At 38.2% G+C, this 13622-nt stretch carries 5 protein-coding genes; all 5 read right to left on the bottom strand.

The annotated features are described in order from the left end of the window. Positions 1–24: 24 nt before the first annotated feature. On the bottom strand, positions 25–972 hold the full coding sequence (locus tag ACFSQJ_RS04085; protein WP_377765803.1) for a TauD/TfdA family dioxygenase: 948 nt from the start codon (positions 970–972) through the stop codon (positions 25–27). Positions 973–995: 23 nt separating this feature from the next. After that, positions 996–8597 carry an amino acid adenylation domain-containing protein gene (locus ACFSQJ_RS04080; protein ID WP_377765802.1) on the bottom strand — a complete coding sequence of 2534 codons (7602 nt, stop codon included), beginning with the start codon at positions 8595–8597 and terminating at the stop codon, positions 996–998. A gap of 23 nt (positions 8598–8620) precedes the next feature. Next, positions 8621–10105 carry a condensation domain-containing protein gene (locus ACFSQJ_RS04075; protein ID WP_377765801.1) on the bottom strand — a complete coding sequence of 495 codons (1485 nt, stop codon included), beginning with the start codon at positions 10103–10105 and terminating at the stop codon, positions 8621–8623. Positions 10106–10112: 7 nt separating this feature from the next. Beyond that, positions 10113–12689 (bottom strand): non-ribosomal peptide synthetase, encoded by a 2577-nt coding sequence (locus ACFSQJ_RS04070; RefSeq protein ID WP_377765800.1) that lies wholly within the window; start codon positions 12687–12689, stop codon positions 10113–10115. A gap of 22 nt (positions 12690–12711) precedes the next feature. Further along, the gene (locus tag ACFSQJ_RS04065; protein ID WP_377765799.1) at positions 12712–13221 is read right to left on the bottom strand and encodes a UpxY family transcription antiterminator; all 510 of its coding nucleotides are present in this window, start codon (positions 13219–13221) and stop codon (positions 12712–12714) included. Positions 13222–13622: the final 401 nt, after the last annotated feature.

Below are 13622 nucleotides of genomic sequence, written 5' to 3'. Positions count from 1 at the left end.
ATCATTCTTCCTATTAAAAAACGTTTACTCCATGGCTACAAGAATTTGTCGTTCACCCGTATAGGGCATTCGTCCGTGAGAGGTCAGAATATTATCTACCATTAGTATATCTCCTGTATCCCATTTGTTGGTTACTCGTTTGGAGTCGGCAATATTTCTTATTTCAGTTAAATATTCTTGTGGAATTTCACTTCCATCACCAAAACAGCCATACATAGGAAGGTCTTCTGGAACATTTTTGTTGAGCATCATTAGAGTCTCATAAATTTCATTCGGTAGATGACTGGGATGAAATTGATCAACTTGATTAAACCACACTTCTTCTTTGGTAACAGGATGTTTGATAATCGATGAACGATTTTGTGTCAGCCTGAGCATTTCTGAGTCTCTCCACTCATATTCAATATCGTTGGCATCGCAAAAAGCCTCCACTTCTTTTTTATCATGGGTTTCAAAAGTCTCTTGCCAAGATGGACCGCCACCCTTGCCACTATGAATGTTTCTGATATATCGAACACCTTTCTCCCTAAACTCAGCTACTATTGACTCAGGAATCGAATGCAATACTTCTCTACAATCTGAGATGGCAGTTTCTCCTCCTGTTGCAGATGGAACAATACAGCAAAAAAATAGTTTGTTTGGCCAATTCGAAGAATAAGACAGCTCGTTATGCAGGGTTATGTATTGGCTTTTATCATACTCGGTTGAGGTATAGATATTCGACTGAAGTTTCGAGCGAGGAGAGAATCCATCGATGTAGGGTTTTAGGTTCTTGGTGACAAGGTCCAGTACTTGGTTGAAATCATTGATGGTAGATATTCCGCATTGCTTGAAAAGGACCGCACCATTAAGTTTTAACTTTTCTTCAATCATTGCTTGATTATCAAGATACCAAGCTCCAAAGCCTTTGTCATTTGCCATAAATTGACATTGAATCGTATAGGGTAATCCCTTTTGGTTATCCCATTTCATAAAATGGTAGATTTAGTAATAGTTTAAAAATCTGATTCTATTTTTTGATAGGCTTTTTGTTGCATTTCAGCAAAGGATTCATTTCGCGAATTGCATAAGGCTTCAATCGTCCTATTCAAAGGACTTTGTATAAGGGACCCAAACAAATCATTAAAATCATTGACCAAGTTTCTAATTGCAGATACTTTATAAATTTCGGTATTGAAGTGAATGTCCACCAATATATTTTGATCGTGTTCTGTAAAGTACCACCAAAGTGGATCTTTTACTTTTATCACTTTGGGAGGAAATGGCGCGAAGTCCAATTGATTCAATTGGACCTCATCTATCTTGTGATCTCTGCTGAAAACCGATTTTTGGTAGGTAACTCCCAGCTCATAAAGCGGCTTATCTGGAATCAACCTTTTTTCTTCATTGATGATGCTTATCATTTCCTCAAAAGAATAAACCTGATGTTTAAGTGCCTTGATAGAAATGTCTTTGACTTGCCTTATCAATTCCGACAAACTCATTTGGTGCTCTAAAAGGATACGCAAAAAGTAGGAGTTTAAAAAATAACCCATTATCTTTTCGATATCTTTGTGTATCCGACCTGCGGACACACTAGGAATTATAAAATCCGTTTGCTTACTGTATTTATAGTGCAGCAAAAACAAAGCACTGAGAACAAGTATATAAGGACTCACTTGTTGTCGCTCTGTAAATTGGGTTAGGGCACTATGTTTTGGAATCTCAAAGACAAAATTGGTTCCATCGAGTGACGAAGTAGCTTCACAGATACGGAGTTTTCTAAAGCTATCCTGATATACCAAATTCGACAAATTTTTCTTCCAGTAATCCTCTGAATTTTTGTATATCTGGGAATCCTTAATGCCATTTATCCAGGCAGAATAATCTTTGTATTGAATCTTTGGTGGAAAGTTCTCCAAAACTTCATCATTGATAATTGCATAGTAATAACCGATTAGTTCCTTGATAAATAATTCAATTGACCAACCGTCGCTAATGAGATGGTGTATTTCAACCTGGACTAATTTTACTTCCGCACTCACTTCGGTCAACTTAAAATTGAAAAGCGGCCAAGTGTCTATTTGAAAAGAAGTATCCAGTTGAATGGCTTCACTCCATCTATTTTGAGGAAGTAGTGTTTGAACTACTTCGATGTCATAGTCAAGATCATCTCTATTTAGTATTTGCTGATGTGGTTCTCCATCTATCAAAACAAACACTGTTCGAAGTATTTCGTGTCGTTCAACAACTTTCATTAATGCTTCCTTCAAAGCTTTAATCTGAATCACTCCTTTCAAGCGAAAGCTTAAGGCAATATTGTGGGCCTCTTTGTCCATCTGATTTTGAATTTTCAACCAAAAACTCAATTGTGCAGGGGACAAGGGGTAAAAAATCTTCTCTTTTACTCTTGGAATTTCTTTTCGCAATGACGTAGTAGCCTGGGTAATAAAATGAATCATTCTCGAAAAGATCCGATGTTCAAATATATCTTCAATGTCCATTGCGCAGTTAAACTGCTCCCTCACCTGATTGAGCAAGATCATCGCACTTAGCGAATGGCCGCCTAGCTCAAAATAATTACTGTCAGGTGAGTTTATTGATACTCCGAGATTGTCTTCCCAAATAGATTTCAGCACCTTGCCCGTTTCGCTCAACTGCGTGGTTAAATTAGCATCCGCTAAAGTAGCTGAACTCGGGAGCATACTCTCCAATTGACGCCAATCTACCTTACCGTTTTTATTGGTAGGTACAGCCTCCAGTCTGGAGATTGTTTGAGGAATCATATATGGGGGCAAGAACTTGGCTATAAATTCCTTAATATCTGCGTCGAAAATAGGGGCTTTTGAGACATAGAATCCATGCAAGGAATAGTTCCCTGATTTTTTCAGACAAAGGATTACCGACTCTTCAACATCTTTATAATTAGCCAATACCCGTTCAATTTCTCGCACTTCCACCCGATTCCCATCTATCTTTATTTGCTGATCTTTTCTACCATAGTATTGTAACTTACCATCTGCCCGCCAATAGGCCAAATCGCCAGTGTTGTATAGCGGGCCACCCTTGTAGAGCATTGGGATATCATACTTATTGCTTGGCAGATTCTTATCCACGTAGTGAAGGAATATATTCTTACCACCAAAATATAGCGTGCCTACTACTCCTTTGGGTACCGGTTGTAAGTTTTCATCGAGCAGATATACATCATTATTGCTGATTGGCTTCCCAATGTTTTGATATTCTTCTAAAGGTTCGGTGCCACTAAATGTATTAAAAGTAATGACATGGGTCTCCGAGGGCCCGTAATAATTATGAACCTGTACATTGGGATTTCTTTTCAAAAAGGCACCCAATTTTTTAGTAACGATCAATTGCTCCCCATAGGTAATGATGTGCTTCAGGTTTAATCGATCTAATTTGTCCAAATCGATGGCGGTAACAAATGACCTCAAAACCGAAAAAGGCAAGGACAAAATGGAGATTTTATTACTGCCAATGAATGCGAATAATTTGTCAAAGTCTCGCCGCTCCTCTTCGTTAGGAAGATGAATAGTTAATCCAGTCGCTAAGCAGAATATAATATCCTGAATCGACACATCAAAGGTAAAAGCCGCAAATTGTAAATAACCATCGGATTGAAGAACATCCAAGTTTTTCCTTTGCCATTGAATTAGGTTTGAAATATTATGATAACTATGAATGATTCCCTTGGGGATTCCTGTAGTCCCGGAAGTATAGATAATGAAGGACTCGTTGTCCAGGTTTGTCGAATCAAGGACTACTTTATTCTTAAGCTCCTTCCTGAGTTCCGAACAATAGACGGTTTTGTAGGGGGAAATGTCATCAGTTACTTCTTTGTCAATAATGATTATCTTGGGCTTTGCTTCGTTCAAAATAAATGCCCTTCTTTTTTCCGGTGTTTTGGCATCCAGTGGTAAATAACAAGCACCCAATTTGATGATGGCAAGCAACGATAGTGGATATATAACAGGATTTTTACTGAATACTGCTATACGATCCCCCTCCCTTAGTCCATAGTCTTGATAGAGCGCGCTGGCCATATTTTCGGCGAGCTGATGAAAAGTTTTAAAATTATACTCTTCTTCACCATATCGTACAACGATGTTGTCAGGGCTCAGCTTTAATTGATTTCTTAAAAACAGAGAGATGTGATTAATTTTGGTTGTTTCCCTACGTGGATAAAGGGAGTTTTTTTCTTCCTTGGATAGGATGGATAATTGTACTATTGAAGTGGTTCCCGTTCCACTGCATACATCCAGAATGGATACGAAATGATCCATCATTTGTTGGATTGTTGACTTTTCAAACAAGTCCGAATTATAAGAAAATCTCAATCTAAATCTAGAGGTGGACTCCACCAAATTCAGCAGTAAATCAAACTTACTGGTAGGCGGGTTCAATTGTATTTGCTCTATTTGAAGACCGCCAAAATTCCAGGAATCTTTACTCGGTAGGATTTGATCTTCAAATTGGTGGGCAAACATAACATCAAAAAGTGGGGAACGGCTAATATCTCTATTTTTATTGAGCTTTTCCACCAACTCATCAAAGGAATATTCTTTGTGGTCGAGGGCTTTTAACAGTGTTTGGTGCTCATGATGAAGTACCTCATTCAATACGGACGAAGTTTTCAGTTTTGACCTGACCGCAATTACATTCAGGTAAAGCCCAATTTGATCTTCTAGTTCAGAATGATCTCTATCTGAAACAGGTATTCCTACTGCTATATCATTTTGATTGGTATACTTATAAAGGAGTATTTTAAAACACGCTAAAAAGAAAGAAACAGTAGATAATCGTTCCCTACTGATTTTACTCTGAATCCTCTTGACTAAATCTTGTTCGATTTCCAGAAACAGGTTATTGCCATTGAAAGTTTTTCTTCTAGGTCTTGGGAAATCATATTTGAATTCCAATACTTGGATTGACTCCCTATATTGTTCCAGCCAATACTTTTCTGAAACTTTGTACCAATCGCTTTGTGCTATCTTGTTTTTCCAATGCGCATATTCTTTGTACTGATATGTTATCGGCTTGAGTTTTGGGGCTTTATTTTGAATAAAAGACTCATAGAGGGTCAATAACTCTTTTATAAAAATTGTCACCGACCAATCATCAAAAATGATATGGTGAATATTGAACAATAAATATCTGACCTTATCACTGGCTCTTAGAACAGTGACTTTTAGTAACGGTCCCTTTTCCAAGTCAAAAGGAGCCATTGCTATTTTGAGCAGTTTATCTTTTAGGTCTTCCCCTTGCTTCATTTCTAATAAATCAACAAGACATTCCTTTGATGGTCTTATCACTTGATTTGATTCATTAAAGACCGTACGCAGTATTTCGTGTCTTCCAAACATAAAATTCAATGCTTTCTGGAAAGCCTCAAAATGGAATGTTCCGGATAGGCTAAGGGCAAATGCAATGTTATAAGCGCTCTTATTCTGTTTTAACTGATGAATAAACCAAAGCCTTTGTTGTGCTTTGGTTGATTTGTATTCCCGGGCTGCTGGCACGGACTCCAAAGCCGGTAGATCAGTCATTTTTCCTAATTTATCACTGATGAATTTTGCCAAATCACTGAGAATGGAGTGGTCAAAAAAATTAGAAATGTCCAGATCAATGCCGGTGGCATTCCGAATGCGGGTTTTCATCATAATAATTTTTAGACTATGCCCACCCAACTCAAAGAAATCATCCGTTATACTTACTTGTTGTATTCCGAGAATTTCTTTCCAAATAGAGGCTAACTTTTCTTCTATTTCATTCCTGGGTGCTACATATTCCCGCTTGAGCAAATCTTTTTTACAAATATCCTGCAATGCCTCACGGTCTATTTTTCCATTTGAGGTCAATTTCATGGAGTCCAGTTCTACAAAGAAGCCGGGTACCATATATTCAGGAAGTTTTTTTTGTAGAAAGTTCCGAATCTCAGATTCAGGGAACGTCTCCTTGGAAACGTAGTAAGCGACTATTATAGCTTCTTGATTGATTATCTTCGACTCGACTGCTACTTGCTGTACGCTATTAGAAAATTGTGATATGGTATTTTCTATCTCATCTAATTCAATTCTATAGCCTCTGATTTTGACCTGCCTATCTACTCTACCGATAAATTCAAGTTCCCCATTGGGCAACCATCTTGCTTTGTCACCAGTTCGATACATTTTTTTACCCTCCTGATAAGGGTCTGGTAAAAATCTCTCTTCCTCCAATTTAGGCCGGTTTAAATATCCCTGAGCTACGCCATTACCTCCAACATACATTTCACCAATCCTGCCATAGGGCAACAATTGTAACTGCTGATTCAGAATGTATACTCTGGCAAAGGACAAAGGCACCCCAATATTGCTTAGTTCGGAGGTCATATCATTTACGCCCAACTCCTTGAAGGTTACATGTACAGAAGTTTCTGTAATACCGTACATGTTGATAAGCTTGACCTCAGGATTATTATCACTCCATTCTTTCAGTTTGTTTGGCAACAACATTTCTCCACCCAAAATAACATAGCGTAATTTCACTTTCAAGGATTCATAATTGATGAAATTATAGAATGCCGATGGTGTTTGGCTGAAGATGGTTGCCTCATATCGATTCATGAGTTGACATAGAGATTCTATGTCACGTGCTTCTGCAGGGGTAATCATCAGCAATTTCCCACCGGTCATTAGACATCCAAATATTTCCCATACCGAAAAATCGAAACAATATGAATGAAATTGCACCCAAGTATCGTCTACACTAACTTTGATATTTGCATAACAAGAATGTAGTAAACTGACAACATTGCTATGTGAAACCCTGACTCCTTTTGGTTTACCCGTTGTTCCCGATGTATATATTATATAGGCTGTTGTATCGCCTTGCACCGCGATGGCCTCAAATACTTCGCTCTCAGTTTTGACTTTGTCCCTCCAAGTTATAAAGAATCCTTCATCAATGGTCAGCTTACATTTGGAATCGGAGAGGATAAATAGTTTTCTTTCTTCAGGATAATTAGGATCTATGGGTACATAGGTTGCCCCTAATTTTAAAATGGAAAGGAGTGTGATTATTAATTCATCGTTTTTGGGTAGGAGCGCTGCAACCTTGTCTCCCGGGTGGATATCCAATTTTGATCGAAGTAGATTTGATAATCGATTGGATTGGTTGTCTAATTCTTTATAGGATAAAGACCTTAAACCGCTTCCCACTAGCGCAGGATTTTCTCCCCTTTTGATTACCTGGGCAAAAAATTCACTTGTTATGGTAAGTTGATTGTTCTGTTCAGACAAGACATTTTGTGGAAAGGTCAATAATTTATTACCCCCCCCATTAATAGGGATGTCAAACGCTTCTAATTGCAAATTGTAGTTCGCTATGGATTCAAAAATCAACTTTTTATAAGCATTTAGTAAAGACTCTATTGTATACTCCTTGAAATACAAATCATTATAGGTCAAGGTTAACAGTAAGTTATTAGTCTCCTCGCTAACCAATAAATTTAGATCATATTTGCCCCAACCAAGATTGCTGTTGTTGATCTTACGTTCTTGCTCCGTATTTTGGGTATTTACTAAATCATAATGGAAAAAGATGTCGAACAAAGCAGTACGGCTTCTATCTTTTTTGGGATTTATTTCCGAAACTAATTTGTCAAAAGGTATGGACTTGTATTTTTCTGCCATTTTCCAGGTTCGCCTTACCTCCTTATAGTTCTCCAATACATTTTTTTGGGGCTCAATGTTCGATTTTAAAACTACTATATTGTCAACTGGCCCAAGTAGTATTTTCTCACTTTTAGGCCTCAGGGAAAGTATACTGCCGACAACCACATCATTGAGCGAGGTGAATTTGTAAAGAACCATTTTGAACATAGCCAGCATGAACTCCTTTACCGATCCACCATGTTGGGTGCAAAATTCCAAAATCTTCTTTTTGGGTAAGACTAGCTGTAAGGAGTTACTTTTATAAATGTGAATATGTTCGCGTTTATAATCTGTGGAGAAGTAAAGTATTTGAATATCTTTAAGCTGAGCTTTCCAATAGAATAAAAGAGGTTCTAGGTGATTTCCATCCAAGCCGTTTTGCCAATTAGAAAAACTTTGGAACTGAACTATTTGAGGAGTTTTGGTAAGGCCTTTTTCCTCTAACACGTCGAGGAAAAACTCACGGATTTTTTTTAGACTATATTTGTCCACAATCGCCTGATTGAGTATAAGCAATAAGTGGGTAGCATCTTGGTTGATTTCGTAATATCCTCTTAATAAAAAGTCCTTTCCATAATCGAAGGGTAACATCCGGTAGACTTCTGCATTTTGGAAAATTTGTTCTTTCTTTATCAATAGTTTATTCAGGTCAATATCCTGAATAGGAACTATCTTTTGATAAATATTCGTATCATTTCCCAATATGAATTGGGTTCTCAGAATTTCATGATTGCGCAAAAGTCTGGCAAAGGCGTCTTTTAAGGCATTTTCAGTAATTGATTGCTTAATCTCAATTGCCAAAGGAATATTGTGATACACCGGACCTCCATCATAGAGATAATCATTTTCAAAATTATCTATGAACCACATTCTTTGTTGATGGTATGAGGCAATGGTTTTCATTTTATCAGAGTGTTATTATCTGTTTACATTTGAAATAAAGGAAGCGCATCCTTTTCGATTAACTCAATATCATTGATATACTTATTGGGAAAATCAATCATTTGAGTAATTGTTTTCAGCAACCGTTTCTCAAAATTTTTGATTTCATTTTCTGTAAAAACAGCTGTTTGGTATTCGATCATATAGATGAGTTTTTCATCAAACTGTTGAATGTAAACGCACAAAGGAAATTTGCTTTTCTTGTTATTTGTCTCTAAAGGTTTAATGGCCAAATCTTTAGCTATATCGAGATAGGTGCTGTCATTTATTAGGACGTTAAGGAAGATGTCGATTCTTGATGCCAGATTAAACTGATGATTTTTTTCGAATCGTTCAATAATTTTATCAAAAGGAAATAAAGAGGCTTGCAGTATTTGAATTTGATTTTGGGAATTTCTGATTAGTAGTTCACTTAATGTCTGATCTTTTTCTATAGTAACTCTAAAGGGCAATACATTTAGATACAGCCCCATTTGTTCCATTAAATCCGGATGCTGTCGAAGACTTGATGGGATACCAATTAAAATATCTCTTTGATGAGTTTTTTTGTAAATCAAAATGCCTAGAGCCGTTGCCATGAAGCTCATTAATCTTTGATTGTTTTGTTGACAATAACTTTTGATCTTATCCGTCAGTTCAGGGTCAAAGGAATCCGTTAAAGTCTTTCCTTCAAAAGTACTTTGACCGTGATAAGTATACCATTTGGAATCATCTCCTATGCCATTTAAATATTGCTGCCAGAATTCCCGTTGCTCATCAAAATATGAGCTTTTCAGGTTGTCATTAATCCACTTGGCATAATCCTTATATTGAATGTTAAGCGCAGGTAAGTATAGTTTCTTACGTTGAGACAATGCATTGTATCTCAACAATATTTCCTTGAAAAACAGATCCAAAGACACCATGTCCCCGATGATGTGGTGTATCACAAGTGAAAAAATATACTGGTTTACTTTCTTTTGAATTATTAAAATGTGGAATAAGGGACACTCCTCCAGTCTAAAATGAATATTGTGTGACTCTGAAAGAAGGCTTTCTACGTTTTCTGCTTGGGCTTTCTCTACAGTTATCACTTTTTCAATATCTACAGTTTCTCTTAGATATTGGAGTACCATTCCATTGGCGTTCAACAAAAAATAAGTTCTAAGTATTTCGTGTCGACTAATGGTTTTTTTTACAGCTGTTTTTAGTAAGGTTACATCAAAATCTCCATTCAACTGAAAATCCAGTACCATATTGTGAGAAATGGAACCTCCTACTGTTTGTGAAGCGAGCCATATTCGGTATTGTTCTCTGGATATTTCATATCCTTTTACTGATTTATCAACAGGAGGGATTTTATGGTTATCCGCTTTCTCTTTAGACCGGATAACTTCTGTAAGGGATTGGATGGATTTATAATCGTAGAAGTCTTTGATATTTAAGTTGACATTAAATCTAGACTGTATAAGGCTTTTTAATTTAATCATTAGTAGGCTATGTNCCTTTAAGAAGAACAGCTCCTGACATGATATAAGCCTGTGATCCTTCATCTAATTGGCTCAGTACCCAAATCCGATGCTGGGAAGGTACCAATGGATAGTATTCCTGATTTTTAGCTTTCGGTATCGAACAATAATCTTTCCGATTAGTTTTTTTTGCAATGGCTTCAATGGTAGGGTTGGCAAAGAAATCTTTATAATTGAGTTGCATTCCTAGATTCTTAAGGACATTGTTCAGAATCAGAACTACCATCAAACTGTTCCCTCCCATTTCATAGAAATCATCTGTGATGCCCACTTTGTCCACCCTTAGTACCTCTTGCCATATTTCTGTCAGTTGCCGCTCTGTTTCATTTCTTGGTGCTATGTATTCTTTTTGGATAATATCTTTGGCCTTGGGGCGTGTAAGGAGCTTTCTGTCGACTTTTCCGTTTTGGTTGATTGGTATTTCTTTGAGCTGGACAAAGAAGGAGGGCACCATGTATTCGGGGAGCGTTTCCTTCAGGTACGTCCTCAATCTTGTTTTTTCGATGCTATGCCCTGCCTTTATGGTGTAATAGGCTGTAAGGTGTTTTGTTCCGTTCAATGACTTGGGTTCGGCCACGGCCTGGAGGATGTCTTCAGAATATTTATATAGAGCATTCTCCACTTCCCCAAGTTCGACCCTATGTCCATTTATTTTTACTTGAAAGTCTTTTCTGCCTTCGAAGACAATGTTCCCATCAGGGAGCCATTTTGCCAGATCTCCCGTGTTGTACATCAAGGTACCTTGGTCAAAGGGGTTCGGGACAAATTTTTCATTGGTAAGCTCGTCCCGGTTGAGATACCCTTTTGCCAGACCGACCCCAGAAACATATAAAGTTCCCGTTACGCCTATCGGGACAGGGACTAGGTTGTCGTCCAAGACATATACCTTGGTGTTCGCTATGGGGTTCCCGATCGGGACTTTACCGGCATCAAATTTTTTTGGGACACTGTAGATACTGGTGCACACGGAATATTCCGTTGGGCCGTACGCATTGAAGCAGGCAATCCCTTGGCTTAGGATTTCTTTGGTCTTGATGGGGTTTGCCGCTTCACCTGCCGTAATAATACATCTAAGCGTTTTTAAATCTTGGGCATCAATTAAATCCAAATAGGAAGGAGGGAAGGTAACGACGGAAATTGATTCTTTGTTTATAAAATCAAGTAATTCCCCGTTGTTTTTAATTTGCTCTTCGGTTGGAATGGATAATGTTGCTCCGCGATAGAAAGCCATCATCATTTCGGATATGGAGGCATCGAAGGCAATTGATGCAAACCAAGCTATCCTATCATTTTCTGTGACCCGAAACTGTCGGGTTTGATCCAGCGACATATTGACGTTGCCGGAATGGCTGGCCAAGACCCCTTTTGGATTCCCCGTGGAACCGGAAGTGTAGATCAAATAAGCGACATCGGAGGGGGAGATTTTTTCATCTAAATTTTCATTTGAAAAACCCCCATAGTCCACATTTTCTATGTCGACGATGTTTTCTTTTTCAATACCAACAGAGGCCAATGTTCCTGAATTGCCAATAATGAATTTCGCATTGCTGTCCTTTAAAATGTATTCTATTCTGTTTTTTGGGTAGGAGGCGTCAATGGGCATATAAATCGCCCCTAACTTTAAAATGGCCAAGTAGGAGATTATGGCGTCAATGGACTTGGGCATAAGGACACCGACAACATCTCCCCTGCATTCCGGACAACTTCCGGAGATATAATCGGCAAGCTGGTTCGCCTTCCTGTTGAGTTCCAAGTAGGTCAAACTTTCCTTTTTATAGGTTGCCGCAATGTTTTCCGGGGATTTTTTGACTTGTTCCTCGAACAAGTCCACAATGGTCTTGTTTGTGGGGAAATCTCGTTTTGTGCTGTTGAATTTATTCAGGATTCGGCCCTTTTCCCCTTCGGACAATATATCGATTTCATCTATTTGTTTTCCGAGATAGGCTTCCAGGTTTATCAACCAGTCACCAAGAGTTTTCAAGAAATGATCGGCTACATGCCCATCAACATAAGAAGGATCAAAGGAAGCGGTCAGCTCCAAATGATTATGGTTTTTGTTTGCACCCAAAACAAAACGGCATTTGTCGAAATTGTTCTTTAAACCCTTTCCGTATGACAATCCGATAAAAGCGTAGTCGACAAAGGAAAAACCCCCTGCTGAATTTGGTCCATGTTCGGAAAATCGATAAACATCCTGTACTTCCCTCTTTGCCGCGCCCAATGATTCCTTTAAGGATTTTTTCCCGTGGGAATGTAATTTGAGCAGCAACAATCTTTTGGGTTCCTTGACTTTATCCGATAGGATAAACCCTGTTCCTACATCAAGATATCTTTTTAGCAAAGCGTTGAAAATACCATATAAAACCGTGTACTCCGATATGCCGTTGGAACCCGTCAGCTTTTGAAAGTACCGCAGATCATCCCCGTGAACGGTTTTGCTGCATACCGACTTTTCCCTTGGGCCAGGCCCAACGACCGGATCAGTTCCTTTTAGTTTTTTTGCCCAATATTTATTGGACACCAATCGGTGTTCTTTGATTGACATTAAAATCGTCTGTTTTTTGGGATCAGGCCCTTTCCAGGTTGTGGAGTGGGATAGTGGCCATGATATTCTGTCTCAGTGAATCAATCCGCACAATGATTTTGCTGTGATTGTCGGCCTGGATTATCTCGCATTCCAACCCGGCCAGAGCACCGTATAGGATTTTTTTGCTCTCACCAATTTTTGGGAGCTCCGTGACAGTTTCTATATTGGTAATATCCTTTTCCCCGATTATAAACCTAATCTGGGCAATTTCTTTGTCCCCTACAATTGCGTACTCCCTTCCAAAACGGATGTAGGCGCACACTCCCTTTACCGACAATGCTTTATGGAGCTCCAAGGAAGAATGGATATTTACAAAAACATATGAAGGGAACAAAGGCTTTAGAATGGTCTTTTTTCTATCGCTCCATTGCCGAATTGTCTTTACTCGAGGTAAAAAGGCCTCCAATGAAATTTCATTTAGAGAATCAAAAACTTTTTGCTCCCATCGAGGTTTGACATACAGTACATGCCAGCCGTAGGTAAAACTCAAATTACTAAGGATTATAATATAGCTTCGCTATTCTAACTCACATGAGAACTTAACCATGAATTAGTGATAAGAAGGGGCCAAATAGAGATATAGTCTTAAACTATATCTTTGAGATAAAGATTGTAAAAAATTTACTAACAAAAAAGAAAAAATCTGATAAATAACTAATACTTAACTTTTCTTACTGTAAGAAAAAGTATTAAAAATAGATGTAGGAATATTTCTTAAATTTACCAAAAACAAAATTATGATTGAATTGGAGCGGGGAATTCACAACCTGGTGGGCGTACCCGACACCGGAAGAGCATCGCAGGCCTCCGACTCCCAACACGAAGTGGTACACTTCATCTATGATATGAATACAGACTGCTATACCTGTCCCCAAGAACATAAGCTGAAAA

Source organism: Croceitalea marina (assembly GCF_042684265.1).
Classification (GTDB): Bacteria; Bacteroidota; Bacteroidia; order Flavobacteriales; family Flavobacteriaceae; genus Croceitalea; species Croceitalea marina.
This window is presented reverse-complemented; position numbering and strand designations above follow the sequence as displayed.